Here is a 26,579-nt window from a genome sequence, read left to right as displayed (position 1 = left end):
TCTGACCAATTCGACATTCCGGCCTCACTTGAGCGGAACCAATGATTCGGCTTCGCACGCCTCGGACAATACCGAACTCTGGATTCCCTTGTACTCGTCATTGTCGAAGAAAACCGAATAAGCAGGCCGTCCGCCCGCCGATGGGCCTGTCTGCCTCAGGCAGACGAAATACGATCCCGGCCCGTGGTCGCTGTGACGGACGGTTGACATCTCGAGGCCTCCGGTCAGCTTGGCCTCGGTGGCCGCTTTCTTGACGCCCTCCTGCACCGCCTTGGCGCTCGGCGCACGCGAAGGATGATAGGCAGGCGGCAGATTCGCGCTCGACGCACATCCCGCCAGCAATAGCGCCAAGACAGCGGCCAACGCACGCGGGGATACGCGGCGCCGCGTTCGATACCTGCGTGTCATCCCTGGGTCAGGAAGAGATAGAGGCAGCCTGCGACCGTCGGCAGGAACGCAACCAGAGCCGTTATCCAGAAGCCGGGTTCGAGGATTGCGTTCGGGTCGTCCTTCTCGAGGGCCGCGCGCCGATCCGCGCTGGTTCGGCTCCACGCCTCATCGGCCGTGAACAGGGGAACGCTCCTCGCGTGCACATCGCCGCGCGTTGCACTTTGACGCAAAGCGCGTTGGGACGGGCGAGGTGTTCCAGATGTCGGCATGTCGTTGACTCGGGTCGGTTACAAACAGGTTGAGCTTGGAGGTCGCTGGATGCGCAGCCTCGTCATTGCGTGAGCGTCTGCTCCGGAGACGCTTCGTGCGCCGGTGGCGCGGCCGGACCGTTGGCCGGACTCTCCTTGGCACCGGAATCCGTCCAGCCTGGCGGCAGGCCGAGCTTCTCCCCCGCGAAGCCGGTCACGCCTGGAAACCGTCCGAACGCCTCGCACGCAACGTATTTGGGGGCGCCGCCGAACCGCACGGGAATGCTTTCGATCGGGGGCAGCGCAGGGATGCCACCAAACGGAGAGTCTCCGGTCGTAACCAGCTTGGCGAAGTCGGCGCCGAAATCGGCGGCAAGATCGTATGCATCGCCCTCGTTGGCGACCCGCGCAGAGTTCGTGATGGAGTTGGCGCTGCGCGCCCAGACCATCGCCGCCTTCTGAAATCCGGCGAAGTCGCGCGCTTCCGCCTCGACCGACAGGCTGCCGAGCCCGACCGGAAGCCTCGGCACCGGCACAGGCACGCCGGGAAGCGCAACAGTCTTCGCTATCGACAGGGCTTGCGATGCGCCGGAGGCGGTCGGACTGGTCGGTGCGGCATGCGTCACCGTCGCCTGCACCGTGAGGTCGGCATCGTCATCGGCCGCCACGATGCGGAAACGCTCGCTCAGGCGCAGACACAGCTCGCGGCTGATCGCGTTGGCGACCAGACGCCGTTCCTTTTCGGTCAAGGGGACATCGGCGCGCGCTGGAAAGACGGTCGATGCGATCCGGATCGTCTTCGCCGCCAGCACGTCCTTCTTGTTCACGCGGATCTTGGATCGCGTCACCAGCCCGTTCGCGTCCGACATCCGGTCGTAGCTCCTGAGCGAGCCTGCCTGCTCGAGCGGCGCGGTCGCGCAGCCACCCAGCGCCAGCGCCAGCGCCACACTCATCAGGACCGTCCGTGGCAAGCGCATCATTCCACTCCCGCACCGGCAGCTTATTAGAGAGATCGCTCTAATAATCACTCTCACGCCCCGCAACATCCGTCAACATAAATAGATGGAACTCTCTAATTTTGATTTTCTCGTGGCAAATCGTCGTGCTAAACGGGGCGAATGTGAATGGAGATGTCTGGTTTGAGGAAAGTCGACCCCGTCAAGCATGAGCAGAAGCGCAAGGAGATCCTCGGCGCGGCGATCCGCTGCTTCATCAGGGACGGCTTCCGCGGCGCCAGCACGACGGACATCTGCGCCGAGGCCGGCATCAGCCCCGGCCACCTCTATCACTACTTTCCGAGCAAGGAGGCGATCATCGAGGCGATGATCGATCTGGGTCTGGCCCGCTCGGCGGAGCGGTTTGAAAGGATTCTCGCTGCCGACGACGTGATCGAGGCGCTGCTCGCCGATATCGAGCAAACCAGTCTGCGGTTTCGCCCAGCCCAGATCCTCAATCTGGATGCTCTCGCGGAGGCTGCCCGCAATCCGGAATTCGCCAGGATCATCGAACGGCACACCGATGCGTTCCGTCGCCTGTGGGGCGACTTCCTGCGCCAGGCACAGGCCCAGGGTCGCGTGGATGCGGGACTGGACCCGGATGCGACGGCGAATATCCTCATCGCGCTCATCGACGGATCCCGCGCGTTGCCGATCCGCAATCCCAAGCTGGATATCAAGCAGAGCGTCGAGCATCTCCGGACGATGCTCGCCCGCTTCCTGAGGCCACCCGAGGCGCAGAGCACCACGAGCAGGCCGCGTAGTCCAAGGACCAGCGGTCCGCTCAAGCTGGTCAGGAAGCGATAAGAGGGCGCGCCTGCGACCTCTCGCCTTCGCATCAGGCCCGGGCGGCCATCTCTGCAAGCCGCATGGCGGCACCTGCGTAGCGACCACACGGCGATGTGAACGGCCCCACTCCGGAGGCTAACAGAAAGGCGTTGACTTAAGAGCATATGCGCCTATCTTCGCACATATAGGAGCACATGCTCCTATATAGACAAAGGAGCGGTGTCATGAGCGGAGCAACCATTCTGGTCAGCGGCGCGACTGGACGAACCGGAGGAGCCGCCGTCGACGAGCTGCTCAAGATGGACAAGAAGGTGCGCGCCTATGTGCGCTCAGACGGCGAGCGGGCGGCTGCACTGAGGCAGCGCGGCGTCGACATCGCCATCGGCGATTTCACCGATATCGATGCCATTCGCGCGGCCATGGAGGGCATCCAATCGGCCTATTTCCTTCATCCGATTGCGCCGGGCATCATCGGCGCAGCAGCCTATTTTGCCCAAGCCGCGAAGGAAGCCGGCGTCAGCGCGATCGTTAACATGTCGCAAATTTCGGCCCGCCGGGAATCGGCAAGCCATGCGGCGCAGGATCACTGGGTTTCGGAGCGGGTATTCGACTGGTCGGGTGTCGCGACCACGCATCTGCGTCCCACCTTCTTTGCCGATTGGCTGGTCTACCCGCATTTCGGCAAGGAGATCTCGGCCAGGAAGAAGATCGAATTTCCGTTTGAGAACGGACGTCACGCGCCGATCGCCAGCGACGATCAGGGCCGTGTCATCGCCCACCTCCTGGCCAAGCCGCAAGGTCACGAAGGCAAGATCTATCCGCTGCACGGCCCGGTGGAGATGAATCACGCCGAGATCGCAGCTGAGATGAGCGAAGTACTCGGCAGCAAGATCGAATACGCGCCGACTTCGATCGCGGTGTTCAAGGAGAAGATGGAGAAACTCTACAAGTTTCCTCCATTCCTGGTGCAGCACCTGGTCGAAGTCGCCCAGAATTATCGCGACGGCATTTTCGCAGGCACAAACGACGCCGTCGAAAAGATCACGGGAACACCGCCGCTCTCGGTCCGACAATTCATCGCGCAGAACCGCGCCGTGTTTGCCTGAGCACGATCGAAGCGAACCTGAGGTTTGAAAATGTCCCATCGACAAGCCGAACGTCACCCGTTTCTGGACGACCTGACTGCTGATGCCGAATTGGTCAGCTCCGTGCTGCGCGGTCCTGTCACTGGACGCGACGACATCCGCCGCGTCGTCGATGCCGTCGGAACCTTCTACGCGTCGCAAACGCCGAAATTTCTTCAGAGCGTCGGCTCGCGACTGTTTCTCGAATACGAGGCCGTTCTGACGGGCGGCGAGAAGCTGAGCGCGGCCGTCATCGTCGACCACAATCCCGACGGATCGGTGCCGCGGGTCAGCGTGCGGATGAGCCCGCTCGGCGCAGTGCTGTCTCTTGCCGCGGGCCTGCGCGAACGGCTTTCGAAACGACTGCCGGAACATCTTTTTCTCTGAATTGAAGATGGGCCAGCGGCACGAACAAGCCTCCTGGCACCAGAATCTGGAAAGGTAGACCACCATGGACATCAAGAACGCAACCGTCTTCATCACCGGTGCCAATCGCGGCCTGGGCCTGGCATTTGCGCGCGAGGCACGTCGCCGCGGCGCCGCGAAAGTCTACGCAGGTATGCGCAAGACGGACGGCTTCAATGAGCCCGGCATCATCCCGGTCAAGATCGACGTCACCGATCCGGCATCGATCACCGCAGCCGCCGCGTTGGCGGCCGACACGACGGTGCTGATCAACAATGCCGGCATTGCCGCCCTGATCGACGGCCCGCTGTCGGCCGACGTCGCGGCACAATCGGCCCGTATGTTCGATACCAACTATTACGGTGTCGTGCGCGTTACACAGGCCTTCGAGCCGATCTTGTCGACCAAGCCGGACGCCGCCATCATCAACGTGCTCTCCGACATCGTCTGGCTGCCTCGGCCGATTTTGACACCCTATGCCGCCTCGAAGGCCGCAGCATGGAGCTACACCAACCAGCTTCGCTTTCATTTGCGCGAGCGCGGCGTCCAGGTTCTCGGCCTGCATGTCGGGTTCGTGGACACCGACCTGACCAACGGCATTGACGTGCCGAAAGCGAGCCCTGCAGACGTGGTGAACGAGACCTATGACGCGCTCGCCTCCGGCAAGAGCGAGGTGATGGCCGACAAGGGAACGGCCGTGCTGAAGAATACGCTTGCGGCCGAGGAGCCCGGCTATATCACCCCGCCGTCCGGGTTCTGAGAATATCGCTGCGCCCGCGCCGCGCTTATATTCGCGGCGTGGGCCTTCGACGGACATGAAGGACAAGGAGAAGTTGCCGGTGAACAAGCCTCTGGGAATCGATCAATGCAACTGCTCCGCCATGAGGAAGGCCAACCGTCAGATCTCGCGCTTCTATGATGCCCATCTCGAGCCGGTAGGCCTGCGCATCACGCAATTCCTCACCTTGGCGGCGCTGAACGAGCTCGGCAGCGCGGCCGTCAATGCGCTCGCCGAGCAGCTCGACATCGAGCGTACCGCAATGGGCAAGATGGTCGGCTTTCTGGAGCGAGACGGCCTGGTCCGAATCCGGCCCTCGCCTACCGATGGAAGAAGCCGCCTCATCGAACTCACCGATGCCGGGCGGCGTCTTCACGACAAGGCCGCGCCGCTTTGGCAGCGCGCCCAGCGGGAATTCGAGCAACTGAACGGCGCGAAAAATGTCGCCGCGCTGCGGGGCGCCTTGCGAGACATGGTCGTCGGCGACATGAAGCCGGACTCATCCGAGGACTGAGCGCAGCGATCCGATGGCGGAGAGCGAGGCCAGAGACCCGGGCCCGGGTCTCGCCTTATTGAACGATCACTGTCTGCTCTTCAGCCGGCTGCGATGCGCGGCCTGCTTGGCGCGGTTGCCGCAGACCGCCATGATGCACCATCGCCGCGCGCGCCTGCGCGTGTGGTCGGCGAACAGCATCGTGCAGTGATGGCCCTCGCATGCCTTCACGTCGGAAAAGTCTTCCTCGCAGACGAACTTCGCCATCGCCTCGCCGATCGGCAGCAGCAGGGATCCGGATGATGGCCAGCGCCGCATCCTTTGCAGCGCGAGGCCCTCACCGCTCTCGCCGTGACGTGACACGATCTGCCGGAATGCTTCATCGCGTTCCAACAGGCTGTTCAACGGACCGAGCTCGTGCAGCGCGTTCGCCGTGAGCGGCCGGCCCGCATGTTTGCGAACGAAGCCTCTGAACCATTCGCGCAAGGCGCGCGCCTGATCGGCGACCTTGTCCAGCTCGCCCGGCAAGGCGCGCGCTCTCATGGCATCGAGCTCGTCAGGAGGAACGAGCTTGGCCTGGCCCAGCCAGTCGATCAGCCCATCGCCATCATCGATCCAGTCGACGGGCGTATCGACCGGCGTCGCGATCGAATTGAGGAAATCGAGCCCAAGCGAGTCGGCAATGAACATGGCAGGCGGTCTGTTTTGCACGTGCGGCTCCCCAGCCAGGCAGGAATACGCCTACATAACCTGTAAAATGGCTATTGACAAGTTATCAAACTTGGAAGTAACCCTGTTAAGCCTATTTAACAGGTTACTAAGGAGGCAGCGATGGCCAAGAGCGATGTCACGGTGGTCCTGGCCCACGGCGCGTGGGCCGACGGGTCGAGTTGGGCGCGCGTCATCACGGCGCTTGATGCCGACGGGATCAAGGCGCAGGCGGCACCGCTACCGCTGACCTCGCTTGCGGATGATGTCGCAGCCCTTAACCGCAGCCTGGATCGTACCGATGGCCCGATCGTGCTTGCAGGGCACGCCTATGCCGGCGCGGTCATTGCGCTGGCCAGGCCTGCGCGCGTGAAGGCGCTGGTCTATGTGGCGGCGCTTGCGCCTGACGAAGGCGAGAAGGTTGCGGACGTGTTCTACCGCCTGCCCCCGCATCCGCAGGCGCCGAAGCTTGCTCCCGATGACAATGGCCTGATCTGGCTGCCCGAGGATGCCTTCGCGGCAGCGTTCGCGCAGAACGCAACCGGGGAAGATCACGCCGTGCTTGCGGCCGTGCAGCGGCCGATCTCTCTGAACTGCATCACGGTCCCGGCCGGGCGCCCGCTCTGGAAGGATGTCCCGAGCTGGTTCCTGATTGCCGAGCAAGACCGCATGATCGTGCCGGAGACGCAGCGCTTCATGGCGGAGCGCATGAAAGCGACCATCCGCGCCCTTTCCGTCGATCACACGCCGAGTGTCACCGCGCCCAGGGTTGTCGCCGACATCATTCGCGACGCGGTGCATGCCGCCAGTGGCAAGTAGCGCGCCACCGCGTGAGCATCGGATCTCGTCTCGTTAAAGCAACCACAGCAATCACCAGTGACGGAGAATGTCATGACCTCAACCAGATATCGCACGACCGACGTCGACGGCTTCAAGGTGTTCTATCGCGAGGCCGGACCCGCCAGCGCACCGAAACTCCTGCTGCTGCACGGCTTCCCGAGCGCCGGCCACATGTTCCGCGATCTGATCCCGCTGCTCGCGGACAAGTTTCACATCGTAGCGCCTGATCTTCCCGGCTTCGGCCAGTCCGACATGCCTTCGCGGAAAGACTTCATCTACAATTTCGACAACATTGCGCATGTGATCGAGCGCTTCACCGAAGTGATCGGCTTCGATCGCTTCGCCGTCTACGTTTTCGACTATGGCGCGCCGACCGGCTTTCGGTTGGCACTCAGCCATCCCGAACGGATCACGGCGATCATCTCGCAGAACGGCAACGCCTATGAGGAAGGCCTGAGTGACGGCTGGACTCCGATCAAGGCTTATTGGCAGGATCCCTCACCCGCCAATCGTGAGGCGTTGCGCGCCTTCCTCATGCCAGATGCGACGCGCTGGCAGTACACGCATGGCGTCCCCGATCCGACTCTGGTGTCACCGGACGGCCAGAACCTCGACAATTTCTATCTGGCGCGGCCGGGCTCAGACGACGTGCAGCTCGACCTGTTCGGCGACTACAAGAGCAACGTCGCGCTCTATCCGGCATTCCAGAACTATTTCCGCACGTACAAGCCCCCGTTCCTTGCGGTCTGGGGCAAGAACGATCCGTTCTTCATCCCGCCCGGCGCCGAGGCGTTCAAGCGCGACAATCCCAATGCCGAGGTGCAGTTCTTCGACACCGGTCATTTCGCGCTGGAGACGCATGCGAGCGAGATTGCGGCCAGCATTCGCGATTTCCTGGGCCGGTTGCGGTAGAGCGAGGAGATCATCATGACGAAGGCCGTCGTTATCGTGACTGGCGCAAGCTCCGGGATCGGCCGGGCCACTGCGATCCGGCTTGCACCCGACTTCGGCGCGGTCGTCATCGCGGCGCGGAGCGCAGAGAAGCTCGACGAGGTCGGCCGCGAGATCAAGGCGGCCGGCGCCGAGCCGCTGGCGCGCGACCTTGACCTCATGGAAGCGGCCGCAGCGGAGACGCTTGTCAGCGAAACGCTGGCGCGCTTCGGCCGTATTGACGCTCTCGTCAATGTCGCCGGCGCGGTGGCCGGGCTCGACCTGTTCGAGATGACCGACGCGCAGTGGGATGCAGGCATGTCGCTCAAGTTTCATGGCGCGCGCCGGCTGACGATCCGCGCCTGGGATGCGCTGAAGCGGGCCAAGGGCAGCGTCGTCTTCATGTCCGGCAATGCCGCGGAGATTCCCAAGCCGGGAGCCGCCGCCGTCGGAGCCATCAATGCGGCGATCGAAGCCCTGGCCAAGGCATTCGCCGAGCGCGGCATCGCGGACGGGGTCCAGGTCAACAGCATCTCGCCCGGCGCGATCATGACGGGTCGCCGATTGTGGATGATCGAGAAGGCCGCTTCATCCCGCAACATCTCGCTCGACGACGCGAAACGACTGGTGCTCAATCAGGCCGGCATCGCCCGCTTCGGCCAGGCCGGCGAGATCGCCGAGCTCATTGCATTTGCCGTCTCGCCGCAGGCACGATGGATGACCGGCACGGTACTGCGCATGGACGGCGGCGAGGCGAAATCCGTGTGCCGTGAAACCGGATTCGTGCCCTCCGCCGCCCGGCCTCGCTGACGCGGGGTCCGATGCGTTACGCCGCCAACCTCTGCTGCTCGCGGAATGCGCTGATCGCCATGTGCACGAGATGGAGCTTGCCTTTCACCGCCGGCGATATGTCGAACGGATAGGCATCGCTCATCCCGAGCGAGCGGTTCAGCTCATTAATGCCGCGGGACAACGGCATCCACAACGCCAGCAGCGCCTCGAAGTCGCTCTCGAGATAGGGATCGGTCAGGGTCTGCCGGGCGCGCTCGTCCAGGGACAACGGCAGACCGGCAAGCGAGTCGAGCGTCGACACGATGTGGAGAAAATGCGCGAAGGTCTCTGCCCAATCCTCCCAGGGATGGGATGTTGCGTATTCGCTGATAAAGCCGCTCCGGTCGTATGAACGATCGCTTCGGTTATAGTAGCTGTTGATCGCGCCCTGATAATCCTGCGAATCGTCGCCGAAGATCAACTTGAACGGCGCCTGGAAACTCGTGCTGTTGACCAGCAGGTCCCAGTAGAAGTGGCCGATCTCATGCCGGAAATGTCCGAGCAGCGTGCGGTACGGCTCCCGGAATGCAACACGACGGGCCTCGCGCTCGACATCGTCGGCTTCTGCGAGATTGAGTGTGATCACACCCGAAAGATGCCCCGTCAGGATCGGACTGATCTGATCAGAGAGGATATCGAACCCCACCTGTTCACCGCTGCGGGATTTGAGTGGAAGTCCTAGCCGACTGAGATCGTAGAGCAGGCGGCGCTTGGCTTCCTCCACGCGCCGCCAGAGCATGATGTTCCTGGCGCTGCCGAGGTGCGGGATGGTGCGCGTGAGGCGGCAGGATCCGCAATACCAATCCGCACCCTCGACACACCAGTTGCAACCGATGATCTCGCGATTACGGCAGGCCTGATTGGACGCGAGCCTTCTCATGTCGATGCGCGGAGCATCGAACACCAACAGGATCCCACAATTCGCGCACGCGACGTGCTCGAACGAGACAGGCTGTCGGCACGACGGACACTGAAATTCTTTCACGTGCTATGGTCCCAACAAGGCGAAGCGTCACGCTGCAACAACACCAGATTAGACGCCGGGTTCCGGTGGGGACCGTGGAGGAACCTTTGCCAGAACCTCCCGTTGGCACCACATCAATGGTTGAGGAGGACCAAATGAAGAAGCTGGTTTTGACATGTGCTCTCGCGGTTGCCGCCGCGACCGCGGCTCATGCAGCGACGACAACGATGAAATCGGGGCCGACGGAAAGCTGGACGGTGACCAACTACTACAAGCAGGCCGTCTACGATCCCAAGGAAAGCAAGATCGGCGACGTCGACGACGTGCTCGTCGACAAGTCCGGCAAGATCACCGGGCTAGTGCTCGGCGTCGGCGGATTCCTGGGCGCCGGTGAAAAGGACGTCATCGTGCCCTTCACCGCCGTCAAGACCGCCAAGAAGAACGACAAATGGTGGCTTACCATCGACGAGACGAAGGATACCCTCAAGGAAGCGCCGGGCTTCAAATACGACAAGGCGAGCACTACCTGGGTGCCCGAGAAGAAGTAAATCTGACCCGATCGAGGTTTTGACAGGGCACGCTGCTTCCCCGGCGTGCCCTTTTTCCATGTGGCGAGTGATCATCCCTGTCGCTCCGCCCGTATTGACCTTGCCACGACGATATCCCTGCCCTTGCCGCCAGGTTGCGTCGTCGATCTGGCGCCTCGTTCAAAAAGTCCTCACGCGCAGGTGATGGGCCCTATGAGCCATCTCACACGCGCGCCTCATGTCTCTCGCTACCTTGAACCGCACGCTGAACGTCAAAATCCTGAAAACCAGGACTGGCGCGGCTCAACGTCACGAGGAGATCACGACATGAAATGCGCCGTCGGAACGTATCCAAGGTCGCTTTCGCTCGCACTGAAGACCCTCATTCAGGCCACCATCGCGGCGGTCACGGCCATCACAATCAGCGTCAGCTCGATCGGCCTCCCCGCGACGGGATTGATCGGCATTGCGGGTCTTTCGATTGCGACCGCGACGCCGGCACATGCAACTTGCCTGATCGCGAGCGTCCGGCGCGACGACATCTCGGACGACGATTGCCTGGAGGCCCAGCGAACGGGCTGCGTGCGGCATATGCTGACGCCGCAGCAATACACCAACTGCCTCGCGGCAAACCAGAACAAGCGCGCCAGCTGCGTCCTCAACGGCACGGTCCGCGATGATCTGAGTGCTGCGGATTGCGAAGAGGCACGGGCGACGGGTTGCGTACGCAGCCTGCTGACTCCCGCACAGTACAAGTCCTGTCTCGACGCGCAGCCGGTGCGGCGATAGCACTTTCGCCACCCACATAAGACAATGCCGCCGCCGACAATCAAGTCGACGGCGGCATGATGAAGTCAGCCGTTGCAGGCGGAAGGCTTCAGTTCCTCGCCGGCGCCGTTGCCGCCGCCGAGTGCGCCGCCCGCGGCGCGCCGGGTTCGGCGACCGGCCCAGCCGGACCGCGCGAACGGGCGATCGCGGCGTCGATCTCGGCGATGACGCGGCGCTGGATCGCCTCGTTCTTGTCGATGGTGATGTGGCCGACGCCGCTGCCGCGCACGTCGACATTGTCGAGCTTGCCGCGCAGGCCGTTCGCGGCCCGCACCGGCTCACCCGGACCGTCGCCGATATAGATGTTGATGTAGCGCTCGGCGCCGGTCGACAGCTTGGTCTTGAACACGGAGTCGAGCCCAATCGCGAGCTTCACGGGCACGCCGAGCTGGTTGAGCTTGGCGATCATGTCCGGCAGCGCGGTCGCGCCCGAGGAATGACCGACCAGCACGATGGTCTTGATACGGCCGGCCTTGTAGGCAGTCGCGGCCTCGTCAGCGAGCGAGGACCAGGACACGAAGTTCGCGACGGTCACCGGGATGCCCTGCGCCTGGAGGCGGGCGCCGATCGTGTCAAGCCCGAGCGAGAAGATGTTGAGCACGCCGCGCAGCAGGTAGACATGGGTGGTCTGGGCCGCAGTCTGGCTCGGCGCCGCCTTGGCGGTGGCCGGGCTCATGGCAACAGCTGACAGCAGGAGCAGGCAGATCGCCCACACGCGGAGGGCGGGCAATTGGCTTGCGCCGGCGGTGTGACGGCCGTTCAGTCTCATCGATTGTTTCCCTGGGGACATACGCTTCGCGACTGGCCGGAATCGTAGCCACGGCCTGCTCGCAGACGCAACAAAGAGCCGCGTGAACTGCGATCTTAGCCGCAATCCGTGACCATCCCGCAACACCTGCCCGAAACCTGCCCTTGAAGTGCCTGTTTTGAGACCATTTTTCTCTCAGCAATTGCGACCGGGCAAGGCCATTCCTATTTCAGGTCTCCGCTGCTCTCCGCCCGACAGGGTGCGGGTTCCAGCGCCTCCCTCCCCACCCCACCGGCCACCATGTCCTCCATCATTTCCGTCGCCAATCTGTCGAAGACCTATGGGTCCGGCTTCAAGGCGCTCAAGAACGTCAATCTCGACATCAAACGCGGCGAGATCTTTGCCCTGCTCGGCCCCAACGGCGCCGGCAAGACCACGCTGATCTCCATCATCTGCGGCATCGCCAACCCCAGCGAGGGCAAAGTCCTGGTCGGCGGCGAGGACATCCAGACCTCCTACCGCAAGGCACGCTCGCTGATCGGCCTGGTGCCGCAGGAGCTGCACACCGACGCCTTCGAAAGCGTGTGGGCGACCGTGAGCTTCTCCCGCGGCCTGTTCGGCAAGCCGAAGAATCCGGCGCATATCGAGAAGGTGCTCAAGGACCTCTCGCTCTGGGACAAGAAGGACAACAAGATCATCACGCTCTCCGGCGGCATGAAGCGCCGCGTGATGATCGCCAAAGCGCTGTCGCACGAGCCGCAGATCCTGTTCCTCGACGAGCCGACCGCCGGCGTCGACGTCGAGCTGCGCAAGGGCATGTGGGAAGTCGTGCGCACCCTTCAGCAGTCCGGCGTCACCATCATCCTCACCACGCATTACATCGAGGAAGCCGAGGAAATGGCCGACCGCATCGGCGTCATCAACAAGGGCGAGATCGTGCTGGTCGAGGACAAGGCCACCTTGATGCAGAAGCTCGGCAAGAAGCGGCTGACGCTGCATCTGCAGAACAAGATCGCCGCGCTGCCGGAGAGCCTCGCTCATTACGAGCTCGACCTCTGCGATAGCGGTGCGACGCTGGTCTACGACTACGACACCAAGGGCGAGCGCACCGGCATCACCAGCCTGCTCAGCGACCTCCGCACCGCCGGCATCCGTTTCAACGATCTCGACACGACCCAATCGTCGCTCGAGGACATCTTCGTCGACCTCGTGAGGGCGTCATGAATTACCGCGCCGTTCGCGCCATCTATCTGTTCGAAATGGCGCGCACCTGGCGCACGCTGTTTCAAAGCATCGTCTCGCCTGTGGTTTCGACCTCGCTTTATTTCGTGGTGTTCGGCGCTGCCATCGGCTCGCGCATCAGCCAGGTCGAGGGCGTCAGCTACGGCACCTTCATCGTGCCGGGCCTGATCATGCTCTCGGTGCTGACCCAGAGCATCGCCAACGCGTCGTTCGGCATCTACTTCCCGAAATTCACCGGCACGATCTACGAAATTCTCTCCGCACCAATCTCCTATGTCGAGATCGTGCTCGGCTATGTCGGTGCCGCCGCGACCAAGTCGATCATTTTGGGCCTGATCATCCTCGCCACGGCCGGCTTGTTCGTGCCGCTGCACATCCACCATCCGGTCTGGATGCTGACCTTCCTGGTGCTGACGGCGGTGACGTTCAGCCTGTTCGGCTTCGTCATCGGCATCTGGGCCGACGGCTTCGAAAAGCTCCAGATGATCCCGATGCTGGTGGTGACGCCGCTGACCTTCCTCGGCGGCAGCTTCTATTCCATCGACATGCTGCCGCCGACCTGGCGGACGGTGGCGCTGCTCAACCCGGTCGTCTACCTGATCTCGGGCTTCCGCTGGAGCTTCTATGAGATCGCCGACGTCAGCGTGTCCGTCAGCATCGGCATGACGCTGGCGTTCCTGGTGATCTGCCTCGCCGTGATCTGGTGGATTTTCCGGACCGGGTATCGGCTGAAGAACTGATCGTCATTTCAGGCGCGCTCCGCGCGCCCGGAATGACCGCCTGTTACCTGTAGCAGCGGAAGTGGTGATAGCCGTCGTAGTACCCGCGGCAATGGCGATGGCCGTGGTAGGGAATGCCCAGAATACCATCGACGGCGCCCACAGCGCCGCCGACACCGGCACCGACGACACCTCCGACCGCACCGCCCACAGGACCGGCAATCCGGTTACCCTCGTAAGAACCCTCCTGGGCGCCACGCACGATGCCCTGGGCGTGGCTGGCTTGCGGCAGGCAAGTCAGGGCAAGAAGGACGGCGGCGCCCGCGAAGAGCAGGCGGACGGGTAGACCCGCCGGCAACTGCGCGGCGGCGATACGAGCTTTGTTCATCTTGAGTCCCCGGGAGTAGACGGCGGCGACAGCCGCCAATTGGTAGGCCGTGTTCAACGCCCGAAGCGGCCAAATGGTTGCGCCTTTGTGACGAATTGTCGGCGTCGTGAACGCAAGCTTCCGCTCGCGAAAATGTCAGCATCGCCAGAGCCGGCGCGGCACAAAGCGGCCTTGCTTACGCCCGGCATGACGTTAACGATGGGTGGGCAGCCCGCTGGAACGAAAGCCGGATTGCAGGCATAGTGCACGCCGGGGGACGGAGAGCCGCGGTGTTATTGTTTGAGCATGATCGTTTCGGAAAACCGCTACACACTTTTCCGGATCATACTCTAGCGCGAACAGGCCGGAGGCCGGAATTCAAATGCGTTCGTTTTTCATTGCGTTTATGTCCCTGATGCTTTTGAGCGCGGGCACCGCGCAGGCCAAGGTCGACATTACCGTCGACAAGGACAATCAGCAGATGACCGTCGTGGTCGACGGCGTCACCCGCTACCACTGGCCGGTGTCGACCGGCATCCCCTCGCGCGAAACGCCGGCCGGCTCGTTCCGCGCCTTCCGCATGGAAGAGGATCACTACTCCAAGGAATTCGACGACGCGCCGATGCCGCACTCGATCTTCTTCACCAAGGTCGGGCACGCCATCCACGGCACCGACTCGGTCGGACGACTGGGCACGCCCGCCTCGCATGGCTGCGTGCGGCTGTCGCGCCAGAACGCCTCGACGCTCTACGCGCTGGTGCAGGAGCAGGGCGTGCTCAACACCACGGTGACGCTGACCGGCTCGGCGCAGGTGGCGCTGGCCCGCAACCCGCGCGTCCGGACCAACAATGCGGTGGCCCGCGCGCAGCAGCCAGCTGAGGAGCAGTACGCGACGACAGGCGATCCCGTGAATCTGACGCCGCCGATGCAGCCCGCCCGCCGCTACATGCAGCAGGACGACAACTACATCTATCCCGCCGACGGCAGCGACACTGGCGCACGCTACCCGGCGCCGCGCCCGATCAACCGCCCCAATGGCGCGCAGGTCTACCAGCAGCTGCCGCAACCACAGCCGAGCTACGACCCGGCCTATGGCCAGCAGGGCTACTACTATCAGCAGCAGCAGCCCCGGCAGTATTATCAGCCGCGCAATTATTACTACCAAAACTGAGGCTATCTGAACGCGGCGTCGCCGCGTTCAATGATTTTCCGCACAGCATCGACGAAGGCGCGGGCGACCGGCTCGAGGATCTCGGGGCCGGTCGCACTGACGTCATCAGCCGGCGTGTGCAAAGTTTGATGGCGGCCGGCCATGCCGAGGAAATTGGCGTAGCCCGCCGCATGCACGTCGCGCAGCTCGCCGACCGCCTGCTTCTCCGTCACCAGACGTTTTGCCGCGACCGCGACGAAGGCCTCATCGGTCAGCGCGACGGCTGACTTGCTCAACACGAGATAGCGCTCTTCCTCGGGCCGGCTGGTGCGTGCGCCTTCTGCAAAGGCGTAGCACGCGTTCGACGAGCCGAAGTGGATCCAGGCCAGCGTGTCCTTTGGTGCAGGCGCGCCGTCTTTCAGGAACAGCTCCATGCCGCCATGGCCGATCTCGTGGCCGGCGGTCGCGATGTAGACGAGATGCGCCGGCCATGTCTCCGCCGCCGCCGTGCGCGCCAGCGCGAGAAAATTGGCGATGCCCGGACCGCGCTCACAGACGCAGCTGTACCAGCCGGTCATCGGCGTGGAGACGACGATGGTCGGCCCGCGGCCGATGCCGGTCTCGGCAATGACGTTGCGGCCGGAGACGTTGCGCTCGTAATGTCCGGCAACATCAAGCGTCACCGGCGCGCCCGACGCGAGCGCACGCTCGAACATGCCGCGGGCCCTGGCGCCGACCACCATCACCGGCACCGGCCAGGGTGCGTCCTCCTGCGTCACGTTGTAGGCAAAGCGGTCGTCGGCGGGATTGCCGATCATCAGCAGGATGGCAGCGGGCTTCCTGGCCGCGGCCTCAGCGATCGCCGCGCGATGCGCGGGACCGAGATAGGCGCCGCGATCGAACGGCAGATCGATCCAGAGAATTTTGCCGGTGACATCGCCATCGCGTGCGAGGGGCGCGGAGAGATGAAAGCTCGCCTTGTCCTCGGGCGGCCACCAAAATGGCGTCGCCTCGACGCTCGCGCCGGCCGCCTCCGCGCTGGCCCGTTCCGCGACATATTGCCGGCCAAGCACGACGGGCTGGAATTTGATTGCGAAGCCGGCAGCCGATAGCTCACTGGCGATCCAGTCAGCGGTCGCGCGATCGCCGGGCGAGCCGAAGCGATGCAAGCCAAAGGAGGCGTAGCGCGCCACATCGGCATAAAGGCTCGCGCCCGATAACACATCCTTGGCCGCCGCCTGTCCAACCATCAGAGCCGCCATCGTTGCAATCAGGATGAGCCGCATGTGAATCGCTCCCGGTCTTTTTTGCAGACCAGTTTCGGCTTTCTACGGCCGCCGTCAACCGCCCTCGCCCACCAGCACGAACGGCGCCCATACGGCGGGATCGGCGTTACGCGGTGACGACCGATCCGCAATCAGCGATTTCATCGAGCGCCGCAGCGCTTCGGCGCGGCCAATGCCGGGATGCGCGCCGAGCTCAGAGAAGGCGCCCGTGGTCAGGCGCACCGCCGCATCGGAATCGACCGGCCAGTGCGAGACCAGCAGCGCGCGTGCGCCGGCATAGAAGAAGGCGCGCGCGAGACCCGACAAGCCTTCTGCGCCGGGCTTGTCGCCCGCGGCCGTGTTGCAGGCCGACAGCACCGCCCAGTCGGCATCGAGCTTGAGTTTTGCGATACGGCTTGCAGTGAGCAGACCGTCGTCGTCGCCGGTTGGCCGGTCCGGCAGCGTGAGAACCAGCGCCGGCTCGCTGAGGCCATTGACCTCGCCCGCGACGAGCCCATGGGTGGCGAAATCGACGACGCGGTATTGATCGAGCGCGAGCTGATTGACGCTGGTGACCGTCGCGGCTGCACCGAGCTTGACGTCGTCCTGCGGCGAGGCACCGAGCGCCTTCGCCACGGCGCGGAGCTCGCCCGCAGTTTCCGGCAGCGCCGGCAATCCCGTGCGCAGGCGTTCGAGATCGACCGCGGAACCCTGATAGTAGTCCTGGTACGGCCGCACGTTGCGCCCAATGTCTGCCGGTTTTTCCGAGGATGTGCGCCGGAACACCGGATCGCCAAATCCGATGAAAGGCTTTGCCGCATGCGACTCCCTGGCCAAGTTGCGCAGTGCGCGCAAACTCGGCACTGACGGCAGTACTGTGATCGCACGCTCGTTGAGCAGCCAGGCCGCCTGCCGGTAGCGATCATCGGCGGCCAGCGCGGGATCGGGCTTCGTTGTGACCAAGACATGGAACGGCAGGCTGGTCAGCGCGTCGGCCGGGACCACCAGCAGCTTGGGCTTGCCCGCGATGTCTGCGCTGATGGGACCGAACAGCGCGCCATAGAGATCAAACGAAGCGTCGAGATCGAATGTCGCGCGCGTCGCCTCCGGGTTGGCGAGGCCGGTCCGCAGATGCGCCACACGGTCGCTGATCTGCTTGCTGTTGAGCGCAATCTTGCGCAGCGCGCTGGTCTCCCGCGTCAGCGCGACGGCGAAGACCTCGTTATACCATGCAATGAACGCCACCAGCGCTTCGTCCGGCTTCAACAGATCTCGCGCCTGTGCGATCGACAGCGGCTGCGGGTTTGATAATTCGGCATAGGCGGGGAAGCCGTGATCGAGCTGCGCCGTGACGTCAGCATAGGATTTTTGCGTCCGCGCCAATTCCGCGCGCAGGCTACCGATCAGCGCATCGTTGCGCCTGCCCTCGGGCTGGCCGAGCTCGGTTGTGACACGCTTGTCGAGCGCCTCGAGGCTCGCCTTCAGATCCTGTTGCCGCCGCACCAGGACCGCGATGGCATCATTGCCCGCACCGAACCGCGCCGCCATCTGCGCCAGCGCCGCGCCTGCCTTGGTCTCGTGGGCCCGCTGCACGGCGCCGAAAGCCTCGTCCTTCGCCGCATCGTCAGCATGGCCATCCGTGACGCGCCAGATAGCCTCGATCAGGAGTGGATCAAGCTCGACGAAGCGGGCGAATTGCGCATTGCGCTCCGTGTTGAACACGGCCGATGCCTGTCTCAGCCGCACCAATGCATCGGCCCATTTCCCCTCCTGCGTGTCGAGATTGCCGAGGTGGACGATGGCCGCGACGGTGTCGTGATGACGCGGTCCCAGCCGGTCCTGCGCGATCTGGAGTGCCTGCTCGAACCGGCGTCGCGCTTCGGCCGCGTGACCCCGCTTAAGTTCCAGAAAGCCGAGATCGCCAAGCGGCTTGATCAAATCGGGATGCGTCTCGCCGAGCAGGCGCTGGTTGATCTCGAGCGCAAGACCGAGATATTGCGCGGCCTCGTCGAGACGGCCGGCATCCGTCAGCGCGCGCCCCAGCGACTCCGCCGCCACCGCGGTCGGCCCGCTGCCCCGGCCGAACTTGTGCTCCATGATCGCAAGCGCGCGACGAAGCAGATCGATCGCCTCGTCATAGCGTCCGAGACTCGCATAGCTGTTGGCGAGATTGTTCAAGGCGCGCCCGACATCGGGGCTGTCGGCGCCAAAGGCCTTTTCGTAGATCGCTAGCACGCGCCGCTGCAATCCCACCGCGGCCTCGACGTTGCCCTGATCGACATAAACGTTGGCGAGGTTGTAGAGGCCGATCGCCGTGGTCGGATGGTTCGGACCATAGACCTTCTCATAGACCTCCAGGGTGCGCTGGTAGAGCTTCTCGGCCTCCGCGTAGCGCCCCTCCTGCTCGAGCACGATCGCGAGATTGCCCATGGTCGCAGCGGTGTTCGGGTGATCCTCGCCACTGCGCACCCGCACGATCGCCAGCGATCGCCGCATCGCGGCTTCCGCCTCGGCAAAGCGGCCGGCATCCTTGTAGAGACTACCGAGACTGTTGAATATCTCGTCGTAATTCGGCGCGGCCTGAGCGTTCTGGCCGTAGCTGCGATCGAGCAGGTCGATCGCCTGCTTCAGGAGACGCTCGCCGTCATCGAAACGTCCAAGCCGTCCATAGGCGTCGCCGAGATTGTCCATCGCGCTGGCGAGATCGACCGGCGGCGCATTGGCGGCTTGCAGGCCGGTGAGCACACGTTCAAAATAGCCGGCCGCGTCGGCGTAGTTCTCCTTGTCGCGTGCCAATCCGCCGAGCGCGCTCAGCGTGTCCGAGAGACGGACGTCGTTTGCGCCGAACGCGCTGGTGCCAAGCGCCAGGGCGCGCTCCGCGACCGTGGTTGCCTCTGCCCGCCGCTCGAGCATACCAAGCGCGCCAACCAGGAGGTTGGAGGTGCGCAGCGTGGAGGCGACGTCGTTATTGCGCTGCTTGATGGCAAGAGCCGCGTTGAGCTTGTCGATAGCCTCGGGGTAGCGGCCGAGATTGTGCAGGAACATGCCCTCGTTATGCAGCACGCCGGCGTAGTTCATGTTGTCGGCGCCCTGCCGGCGGCGCACCAGGTTTTCCAGCTTCTGGGCGGCCGCCAGCCCCTCGGCCCAGTGCCCCCCTTGCGTCGCTGCATTCATCTGCGCCAGCAGCGAATCAAAATCGCTGCCGCGCTGGGCGGTCGCCGGCTTCGATACGGTCAGGGCCGCGAGAAAAAGGGCGGCGAACAAGCGGGCGCGGCACATGCAAAAATCCCGTCACGCGCGTCAAATTGCAATTTTGGGAGGATAGGGGCCGCCGCGCCCCCTGTCGACCGCGGGAAATCGTGCAGCCTGTACGCGAAATGAGCATCCTGCGACGCAGGAAAGCAACAGTCCCCAACCTTCAACGCCGCGGCGTTTGGGCCAAATTGACAACCTTGAGGTCGCCCGTATTGTCGTTCTGACTGTTTCTGGGAAATGACATGACACGCGAGCAGATTTCGGATTTCTGCGTTACGGCGCTAGCCAATATCCTGAGAATCTCCAAGGACCGCGTCGATACCGGCACAAAATTCAGCCGTCTCGGCCTCGATTCGGCGATGCTCGTCTATCTCATGATGGAACTCGAGGAAAAACTGGACCTCGAACTGTCGACGGACGACTTCTACGACCACCCTACGGTTGAGGCGCTGTCGCGATTTCTCGCCGACAAGAGCGCGCTCCGCTCCGCCGCCTGAGGGCGGCTGAAGCCGGCGCAATCCCAATGGACAATCTCCGCTCGCTCGTCGCGCTACTCGCCCGGCGCGCTGCGGAGCAGGCCGGCGATCGCGCCTATGTCTTCGTCTCCGATCGCGGGACGGAGGAAGCCTCCCTCACCTTCCGTCAATTGCATGAGGCTGCGCGCGCGCTCGCGGCGCGCCTGACCGCCACCGCGCAGCCCGGCGATCGCGCGATCCTGGTGTTTCCGCCGGGCATCGAGTTCATGGTGGCGTTCATCGGCTGCCTGATGGCGGGTATCACCGCCGTACCGATGATGATGCCCCGGCGAAACAGCGCCCGCGATTCCAGCGCCGCGATCCTCGCCAATTGCACGCCGGCGCTGGCGCTGACCACTTCGGCCTTCGCCCTGCGTGGCGATCTGCGGGAACGCTTTGCGCAGGAGAACATCCGGTGGATCGAGGTCGATCTCACCGAAGCGGCCGGTGCGACAGTCGACCTGCCCGAGCCTGCACCCGACGACATCGCGTTCCTGCAATACACCTCCGGTTCGACCTCTGAGCCGAAGGGCGTGATGGTGAGTCACGCCAATCTGCTCGCCAATCTCGAGATGATCCGGATTGCGCTCGGCAACACCAGGCAGTCGACCTATGTCAACTGGGTGCCGCTTTATCACGACATGGGGCTGATCCTGAATGCGCTTCAGGCTCTCTATGTCGGCGCGACCTGCGTTCTGATGGCGCCGAACGCGTTCATGCAGCGGCCGCTCGGCTGGCTGCGCGCGATCTCGCATTATCGTGCGGAGGTCGCCTGCGGGCCCAATTTCGGCTTCGACCTCTGCGTCAGCCGCTATCGTGCCGATCAGATGGACGGCGTGGATCTGTCCTCGCTCAGGATCGCGCTCAACGGCGCAGAACCGGTGCACGCCGATACCATCGCGCGCTTCATCGAAACATTTGCCCCCCACGGATTCGATTCCCACGCGATGTTTCCCGCCTATGGCATGGCGGAAGCGACGCTCCTGATTTCCGGCGGGACGCGCGGCGGCGGCCACGTCACACGCAGCATCAGCCGCGCGGCGCTTCAGGCCCATGCGGCCACGGCGCCGGTGGATCCCGACGACGCGCAACTCGTCGTCGGTTGCGGCCGCGCGCTGACCGGCGAACAGATCGCCATTGTCGACCCCGAGCACCGTGTGCGGCTTGCCGCCGACCGCGTCGGCGAAATCTGGGTCAGCGGCGCCAATGTCGCGCGCGCCTACTGGCGCAACGATGCGCCGACGCGCGAAGAGCTCAATGCGGAGATCGCAGGCGAGGATGGCCGGTGGCTGCGCACCGGCGACCTCGGCTTCCTCGATCATACAGGCGAATTGTTCGTCACCGGCCGGATCAAGGATCTCATCGTCATCCGTGGCATCAACCACTATCCCCAGGACATCGAGCGCACGGTGCAATCGCAGGACAGCGGCTTGCGCGAGAACTGCGGTGCGGCCTTTTCGGTGGCGGACGAACATGGCGAGGAAAGTCTCGTCATCGTCCAGGAGGTCGAGCGCACCGCGCGCCACGCGATCGATACCGCCGAGATCAAGGGCCAGATCCGCGAGGCCATCGCCGACAGCCATGAGCTCTCCGCGCGACATGTCGCGTTGATCCGTCCCGGCGCGCTGCCAAAAACCACCAGCGGCAAGATCCAGCGCAAGCTCGCCCGCAGGATCTGGCTCGACGGCGGGTTTGAGGAGATCGGCTGAGCCGGCTCAGAAATCGATCGTCGCGCTCTCGCCATCGCGCAGGCTCGCGATAATGCCTCGCTCGATCCGGCGCGCGAGTTTCGGGCGATAGTGGATGAAATCCGCGAAGTTGTCACGATCGCGGGTCAGCGCGTTGTCGACGCGATAGCTGATGAAATTGCTGTGTGGGCGGTCCACGATCAACTTCTTCAGCGCGCCATCGCAGGCCGTGCGATCCAGCGCAGCATCCGTGCCGGGCTTTGCCACGGCGCTCGCAAGCGTTGGCGGCACGATGATGACGATGGGCACGTCGGCCGGCAGCGTCCGGACGACATCTTGCAGGGCGCTGATCTCGGGAAAGATCGCTCGCCCCTCCGCCGAGACGGCAGGTACAGGGTCTCGCGGCGCGTTGGCCTCCTTGAATTGGCCGGGCGGCCAGATGTCCTCATAGCTGACAAAGCCGTCCGGATTCATCCGCCGCCGCCAGCCGAGCCCGATGCTCAGGCGCTGAAAGGCCTGCTCGATCGCCTGCCAGGAGATCAACCGCACCGCGTAGGTGACGACGCTTCTGTCGTAGAGCCAATAGGGGAACGGAGCGCCCTCCTCCTTCGGCCGCGCATGCACGCACCAGCCTGGATCGGCCGCGATCACCAGCGCACCGACTTGCCTGTGATTGCGCAGGAAGAAGTCGAGTACCGCGAGCTGCTCGCGCGGAGCCGAGCCGGTGGTGTAGAGCTGCACGAAGCGCAGGCCTGCCGCGCGGGACAATTCCGCCGGCTCGATCATCTGTGCCGTCGAGTTGCCGAGGATGGCGGCGTTGAAATTCGGGTCCCTGGCGCGGCTCGCGGCCGTGATCTGGGTCAGACGATTGTCGACGCCCTTAATGCCGAGCAGGCCGAGCTTGCCACTGTCATAGGGATCGACGACCACCATCAGCGCCAGCACCAGCGCGGCCGCGCCGATCAGCGTGCCCAGGCAGGCTGTGATACTCCGCCCCCAACCGGGATCGGTCTCAGAACTTGAAGTAGACGAATTCATGGAGATCCCGACCACCCATGTGGAGCAGCAAAGCGAAAAGGCAGATCCCGAGCACGCCGGCAAGCCAGGGACTCGGGCGGCGCGTGAAGAACGCGACGATGTCCTGACTGGCCGGCAACAGGAAGGCGAACAACGGCGCCACGACCAGCGGCCAGAGGTGCTGCCCGCGCGCGAGCGGCAATGGCTGGACGAGCCCGGCGAAGACATGCCAGGCGGCCTCGACCGAGCCGGCGCGAAAGACCACGCCGGTCGCCAGCACGAACAACACGGTGAGCGCCCAGCCGAGCCATGACGGGAAATGTGGGCCATAGCGCCGCCACAACGAACAAAGGACCTGCGCAAGACCGTGCAGCACGCCCCACAGCACAAAAGCCCAGCTCGCGCCATGCCACAGGCCGCACAGCGCCATGGTGATCAGCATCGCACCGAAGAACTGTACCGGCAGAAAGCGCCGCGGCAGGATGCGCAGGTTGACGAGGGGATAGAACACGTAATCGCGCAGGAACAGCATCAGCGTGATGTGCCAGCGCTGCCAGAAATCCTGGATGTTGGTTGAACGCAGCGGCGCATTGAAATTGTAGGGCAGCTGCACGCCGAACAGCACGCCAAGGCCGATCGCGATGTCGGAATAGCCGGAGAAGTCGAACAGGATCTGGAACGAAAAGCAGAAGGCGAGCCAGCCATCGCCGCTTGCAAGCGGTCCAGCAGCCGCCTGCGTGTAAATGGGATCAAGCAGGTGCGCGATGCTGTCGGCGATCACGACCTTCTGGAACAGTCCGAGCGCGATGAAGCAGATCGCGATGCAGAACTGGCGCTGCCAGCCCGGCACATAGACCTGCCTGCCGAACTGATGCATCACCTCCGACCAGCGCGCCAGCGGGCCTGCGATCGCCTGCGGGAAGAAGGCAATGTAGAGCGCATAGCGATCGAGCGCGTAGAGCGGCGCCTTGCCGCGCTTCAGATCGACCAGATACATGATGTGGTGAAAGGTGAAGAAGGAGATGCCGAGCGGCAACCCGATGTCGAGTGTCGGCAGTGCGACGCCCAGCACATGCCCGAGATTGGCGAGAATGAAGTTGGCGTATTTGAACAACGCCAGCACGCCGATATCGAGCGCGATGACAAGCGTCAGCACCGCCTTCCATTTCATCCGCCCATAGGCGACCGAGGCGAGCCAGTTGATGACGATCGAGGCAATCAGGAGCAGGATGAAGGACGGGCTGCCCCAGGCGTAGAAGGCCAGCGACAGCGCCACCTGCACGCCGATGCGCAAATGCGGGTAGGGATCGACCAGGCGGTAGATCAGCAGTGCCGCCGGCAGGAACACCAGGAGAAAGGGGTAGTCGTTGAATTGCATCGGTTCAGCGCTGCGCCGTCATCGCCGGACGCCGATCCTTAGCCTGTTTCCAGATCGGGCGCTGCATCGCCCGGCTGCCGCAGCATGCGCCGGGCGATCTTCTCCTCGCTCGGCACCTTGACGTCCCAGGCGAGCCCGAGCGCCTCCAGCGCGCGGATGAAGATGAAGCCGGGATCGAACTCGAACCAGCGCAGGCCAAAGGCGGCCGAATACGGGAAGGCGTGGTGGTTATTGTGCCAGCCCTCGCCCCAGGCGAGCCAGGCCATCACGCCGAGATTCCTGCTGTTGTCGTCACGGGTGACGAAAGGCTGCGCGCCAAAAGTGTGCATGATGGAGTTGATGGCGGACATGGTCTGCTCGACCACAAACATGCGCACCACGCCGCCCCAGAGCAGGCCGCTCAGCGCGCCCCACAGGCTCATCGTGGCCAGGCCGCCGATCGCGGCCGGCAGCAACAGCCCGAGCGCGACCCAGCTGTAATAGTAGCTGTTGACGGCGACCAGCGTGCGGTTGGCCATCAGATCCGGCACGTAATGGGCGACGTTGGGATAGTCGTGCGCGATCATCCAGGTCAGATGCGCGTGCAGGAAGCCGCGCAGTCGGCCCAGCAGGCCGCCGCCATGCAGCCGCGGCGAATGCAGATCGCCATCGTGGTCGGACAATTCGTGGTGCCGGCGGTGCATGGCCGCCCAGGACAGCATCGGGCCGCGACCGGCCATCGATCCCATCACGATCAGGATCGCGCTCATCGCGGTCGAGGTGGCAAAGGCGCGATGGGTGAACAGGCGGTGATAGCCGACGGTCAGTCCAAGCCCGGTGACCAGCCAGAAGCCGAAGAACAGGCTGAGTTCCGTCACCCCGATCGGACGGTAGAACAACAGCCCCAGCGCAACCAAGGTGCCTGCGAAGGGCAGCACGTCGAAAATGATGAAATGCCGCCGCTGCATCTTGTGAAAATGGCGGCTGCGAATGATGCGGTGATCGCGTTTTGGTTGCACGGGCGAGGATTCCAAGGCGGTCAACAGTACATAACCGCCGCCCGACCGCAACCCAAGCAGCCGCCCCAGGTCTCAACAGGTCAAGGTTTCAACAGGTCTTGCCCATGGGGACTGCGGCGGCAGGTGCGCCGAAAGGCGGTCAATCCCCTCACTTTTGCGCGAGAATCCGCCGCCTCGGCCGCGCCGGCGGGGCCGGTTCATCCAGCTGTAAAAAGCCCGCAATACCATCCGCCCATTCATTCAGCATGGACGTCGGGCGGGAGGTTTTGCGGTGTGCCCTGCATTGAGGCTGGTGCATCGTTGGCTCCCGCCCACGCGATCTGAACACCGAATGCGGAGACTGTCATGAAGCGAGGCCTTACCGTTTTCGCCTCAGTCGCAGCGCTGATGGCCTTCTTCTATTTCGTTGCCGGCAAATGGGCGATTCACCACACCACCCTGGCGTTCGCCGATATTCTACGCGGCGACCGCGACGTGACCGTGGAGCTCTCCGTCCGCCGCGACCGCGAAATGGAAGCGATCGCGGAAATGATCGAGCTTCCGGTCGTGATCCTCAGCCACGGCAACACGGTCAAGCACACCGAGTATTCGTTCCTCACCAACACATTCGCCGCCCGCGGCTATCTGGTCGTCAGCATCCAGCACGATCTTTCGACCGACGATCCGATGGTGACCAAGGCCAGCGAGGAATATGTCGGCCGCCGCTCGCAATACAACCGCGGCATCGCCAACATCCTTTTCACGATCGACGAGCTGAAGAAGCTGTACCCGAATGCGGATTACCGCCATCTGACCCTGGTGGGACATTCCAATGGCGGCGACATCTCGATGTATTTCGCCAAGCTGCATCCCGATCTGGTGAAGAAGGTCGTCACGCTCGACAATCTACGCGTGCCCTTCGTCACCGACGGCAAGGTCAAGATCCTGTCCTTCCGCTCGAAGGATCCGCAATTCAAGGCCGATCCCGGCGTCGTCCCCGACGATGAGACCTGCGCCAAGGCCGGCATCCAGGTGGTCCGGACCGAATTCCAGCACAATGATCTCAGCGACCGCGGATCGGACCAGGTCAAGGGCTTCATCGGCAGCGCGGTCGAGGATTTCCTGAACGACCTCGGCGAAGACGACAGCCCGTTCGACCTGCCGCGCCTGTCGAAGCCGCGCCCCACCATCGACCAGCTTGCGGCCTCGGTGCCCGACCGCTGAGCGCACGACCTCCCGCGCATTTCGCTGCCCTCGCCCTGCACCTCCGCCCTCGCCGGGTGGACGGCGCAGCTGATGCCGACTATTGGTCGATATGGCATTGCGGCGGAAGCCGCCCCCCTCTTGCCCGGCGTGGTTCATGATGTCATTCCGTCTTGCGCACCTGCTGGGCACGATCTGTCTTCTC

The 26,579-nt window shown here is 63.8% G+C and carries 27 protein-coding genes; 16 read left to right on the top strand and 11 right to left on the bottom strand.

Annotation, left to right across the window (positions count from 1 at the left end; translation table 11 throughout):
* Positions 1-24: 24 nt before the first annotated feature.
* Positions 25-351 (bottom strand): hypothetical protein, encoded by a 327-nt coding sequence (locus tag FXB40_RS30395; protein WP_246208046.1) that lies wholly within the window; start codon positions 349-351, stop codon positions 25-27.
* A 370-nt stretch (positions 352-721) separates the two neighbouring features.
* Positions 722-1,615, bottom strand: coding sequence for a DUF3313 domain-containing protein (locus tag FXB40_RS30385; protein ID WP_246208044.1), 894 nt, complete (start codon positions 1,613-1,615; stop codon positions 722-724).
* Between the two features lie 147 nt (positions 1,616-1,762).
* Here FXB40_RS30385 and FXB40_RS30380 point away from each other — a divergent pair, with 147 nt between their 5' ends.
* The 5 genes from FXB40_RS30380 (at position 1,763) to FXB40_RS30360 (ending at position 5,243) form a co-directional block, all read left to right on the top strand.
* Complete coding sequence (locus tag FXB40_RS30380; protein WP_148775790.1) at positions 1,763-2,440, top strand: TetR/AcrR family transcriptional regulator; 678 nt, start codon at positions 1,763-1,765, stop codon at positions 2,438-2,440.
* A gap of 206 nt (positions 2,441-2,646) precedes the next feature.
* Positions 2,647-3,528: an NmrA family NAD(P)-binding protein gene (locus tag FXB40_RS30375; protein WP_148775789.1), complete on the top strand. Its 882-nt coding sequence runs from the start codon at positions 2,647-2,649 to the stop codon at positions 3,526-3,528.
* A gap of 30 nt (positions 3,529-3,558) precedes the next feature.
* Complete coding sequence (locus FXB40_RS30370) at positions 3,559-3,933, top strand: hypothetical protein (protein WP_148775788.1); 375 nt, start codon at positions 3,559-3,561, stop codon at positions 3,931-3,933.
* A gap of 64 nt (positions 3,934-3,997) precedes the next feature.
* Complete coding sequence (locus tag FXB40_RS30365) at positions 3,998-4,711, top strand: SDR family oxidoreductase (RefSeq protein ID WP_148775787.1); 714 nt, start codon at positions 3,998-4,000, stop codon at positions 4,709-4,711.
* A 79-nt stretch (positions 4,712-4,790) separates the two neighbouring features.
* A complete protein-coding gene (locus FXB40_RS30360) occupies positions 4,791-5,243 on the top strand; it encodes a MarR family winged helix-turn-helix transcriptional regulator (RefSeq protein ID WP_430648167.1) in 453 nt (150 codons plus the stop codon).
* Between the two features lie 66 nt (positions 5,244-5,309).
* On the opposite strand, the gene FXB40_RS30355 is transcribed toward FXB40_RS30360, so the two are convergent.
* Positions 5,310-5,912, bottom strand: coding sequence for a CGNR zinc finger domain-containing protein (locus FXB40_RS30355; RefSeq protein WP_148775864.1), 603 nt, complete (start codon positions 5,910-5,912; stop codon positions 5,310-5,312).
* 141 nt (positions 5,913-6,053) lie between these two features.
* Between FXB40_RS30355 and FXB40_RS30350 the strand changes: the two genes are divergently transcribed.
* From FXB40_RS30350 to FXB40_RS30340, 3 genes are all read left to right on the top strand, one after another.
* Entirely contained in the window at positions 6,054-6,749 is a 696-nt protein-coding gene (locus FXB40_RS30350; RefSeq protein WP_148775785.1) for an alpha/beta fold hydrolase, read from the top strand.
* A gap of 72 nt (positions 6,750-6,821) precedes the next feature.
* A complete protein-coding gene (locus tag FXB40_RS30345; protein WP_148775784.1) occupies positions 6,822-7,682 on the top strand; it encodes an alpha/beta fold hydrolase in 861 nt (286 codons plus the stop codon).
* Positions 7,683-7,697: 15 nt separating this feature from the next.
* Positions 7,698-8,510 (top strand): SDR family oxidoreductase, encoded by an 813-nt coding sequence (locus FXB40_RS30340; protein ID WP_148775783.1) that lies wholly within the window; start codon positions 7,698-7,700, stop codon positions 8,508-8,510.
* A 16-nt stretch (positions 8,511-8,526) separates the two neighbouring features.
* On the opposite strand, the gene FXB40_RS30335 is transcribed toward FXB40_RS30340, so the two are convergent.
* Positions 8,527-9,516 (bottom strand): zinc-binding metallopeptidase family protein, encoded by a 990-nt coding sequence (locus FXB40_RS30335; RefSeq protein WP_148775782.1) that lies wholly within the window; start codon positions 9,514-9,516, stop codon positions 8,527-8,529.
* 134 nt (positions 9,517-9,650) lie between these two features.
* On the opposite strand from FXB40_RS30335, the gene FXB40_RS30330 reads away from it, so the two are divergent.
* Both FXB40_RS30330 and FXB40_RS30325 read left to right on the top strand, forming a co-directional pair.
* Entirely contained in the window at positions 9,651-10,043 is a 393-nt protein-coding gene (locus FXB40_RS30330; RefSeq protein WP_148775781.1) for a PRC-barrel domain-containing protein, read from the top strand.
* Between the two features lie 306 nt (positions 10,044-10,349).
* A complete protein-coding gene (locus tag FXB40_RS30325) occupies positions 10,350-10,811 on the top strand; it encodes a hypothetical protein (protein WP_148775780.1) in 462 nt (153 codons plus the stop codon).
* Positions 10,812-10,899: 88 nt separating this feature from the next.
* Here the strand turns inward: FXB40_RS30325 and FXB40_RS30320 are convergent, their stop codons facing one another.
* A complete protein-coding gene (locus tag FXB40_RS30320; RefSeq protein WP_148775779.1) occupies positions 10,900-11,619 on the bottom strand; it encodes a hypothetical protein in 720 nt (239 codons plus the stop codon).
* Positions 11,620-11,898: 279 nt separating this feature from the next.
* Here FXB40_RS30320 and FXB40_RS30315 point away from each other — a divergent pair, with 279 nt between their 5' ends.
* On the top strand, positions 11,899-12,822 hold the full coding sequence (locus FXB40_RS30315) for an ABC transporter ATP-binding protein (RefSeq protein ID WP_148775778.1): 924 nt from the start codon (positions 11,899-11,901) through the stop codon (positions 12,820-12,822).
* Positions 12,819-13,580: an ABC transporter permease gene (locus tag FXB40_RS30310; RefSeq protein ID WP_148775777.1), complete on the top strand. Its 762-nt coding sequence runs from the start codon at positions 12,819-12,821 to the stop codon at positions 13,578-13,580. The genes FXB40_RS30315 and FXB40_RS30310 overlap by 4 nt, the downstream gene beginning before the upstream one ends.
* A 43-nt stretch (positions 13,581-13,623) precedes the next feature.
* Here FXB40_RS30310 and FXB40_RS30305 read toward each other — a convergent pair whose 3' ends face one another.
* Positions 13,624-13,947 (bottom strand): hypothetical protein, encoded by a 324-nt coding sequence (locus FXB40_RS30305; protein ID WP_148775776.1) that lies wholly within the window; start codon positions 13,945-13,947, stop codon positions 13,624-13,626.
* Between the two features lie 361 nt (positions 13,948-14,308).
* On the opposite strand from FXB40_RS30305, the gene FXB40_RS30295 reads away from it, so the two are divergent.
* Complete coding sequence (locus FXB40_RS30295; protein ID WP_148775775.1) at positions 14,309-15,097, top strand: L,D-transpeptidase; 789 nt, start codon at positions 14,309-14,311, stop codon at positions 15,095-15,097.
* Between the two features lie 2 nt (positions 15,098-15,099).
* Here FXB40_RS30295 and FXB40_RS30290 read toward each other — a convergent pair whose 3' ends face one another.
* Together FXB40_RS30290 and FXB40_RS30285 are read right to left on the bottom strand one after the other, a co-directional pair.
* Positions 15,100-16,362: a hypothetical protein gene (locus FXB40_RS30290; protein WP_148775774.1), complete on the bottom strand. Its 1,263-nt coding sequence runs from the start codon at positions 16,360-16,362 to the stop codon at positions 15,100-15,102.
* A gap of 54 nt (positions 16,363-16,416) precedes the next feature.
* On the bottom strand, positions 16,417-19,620 hold the full coding sequence (locus FXB40_RS30285; protein WP_148775773.1) for a CHAT domain-containing tetratricopeptide repeat protein: 3,204 nt from the start codon (positions 19,618-19,620) through the stop codon (positions 16,417-16,419).
* Positions 19,621-19,838: 218 nt separating this feature from the next.
* Between FXB40_RS30285 and FXB40_RS30280 the strand changes: the two genes are divergently transcribed.
* On the top strand, positions 19,839-20,093 hold the full coding sequence (locus tag FXB40_RS30280) for an acyl carrier protein (RefSeq protein WP_148775772.1): 255 nt from the start codon (positions 19,839-19,841) through the stop codon (positions 20,091-20,093).
* A 26-nt stretch (positions 20,094-20,119) separates the two neighbouring features.
* Positions 20,120-21,820, top strand: coding sequence for a fatty acyl-AMP ligase (locus tag FXB40_RS30275; protein ID WP_148775771.1), 1,701 nt, complete (start codon positions 20,120-20,122; stop codon positions 21,818-21,820).
* 6 nt (positions 21,821-21,826) lie between these two features.
* Here FXB40_RS30275 and FXB40_RS30270 read toward each other — a convergent pair whose 3' ends face one another.
* From FXB40_RS30270 to FXB40_RS30260, 3 genes are read right to left on the bottom strand one after another with little or no spacing between them, the layout of a single operon-like run.
* A complete protein-coding gene (locus FXB40_RS30270) occupies positions 21,827-22,837 on the bottom strand; it encodes a hypothetical protein (protein WP_148775770.1) in 1,011 nt (336 codons plus the stop codon).
* Entirely contained in the window at positions 22,812-24,194 is a 1,383-nt protein-coding gene (locus FXB40_RS30265) for an MBOAT family O-acyltransferase (RefSeq protein WP_148775769.1), read from the bottom strand. The genes FXB40_RS30270 and FXB40_RS30265 overlap by 26 nt, the downstream gene beginning before the upstream one ends.
* A 38-nt stretch (positions 24,195-24,232) precedes the next feature.
* Entirely contained in the window at positions 24,233-25,192 is a 960-nt protein-coding gene (locus FXB40_RS30260; RefSeq protein ID WP_246208039.1) for an acyl-CoA desaturase, read from the bottom strand.
* Between the two features lie 345 nt (positions 25,193-25,537).
* Here FXB40_RS30260 and FXB40_RS30255 point away from each other — a divergent pair, with 345 nt between their 5' ends.
* Positions 25,538-26,395, top strand: coding sequence for an alpha/beta fold hydrolase (locus FXB40_RS30255; protein ID WP_148775768.1), 858 nt, complete (start codon positions 25,538-25,540; stop codon positions 26,393-26,395).
* Positions 26,396-26,579: the final 184 nt, after the last annotated feature.

It is taken from the genome of Bradyrhizobium rifense (genome assembly GCF_008123425.1).
In the GTDB taxonomy this organism is placed as follows: Bacteria; Pseudomonadota; Alphaproteobacteria; order Rhizobiales; family Xanthobacteraceae; genus Bradyrhizobium; species Bradyrhizobium rifense.
Note: the sequence above shows the minus strand (reverse complement) of the source record. Positions and strands in the feature narration are given on the sequence as shown.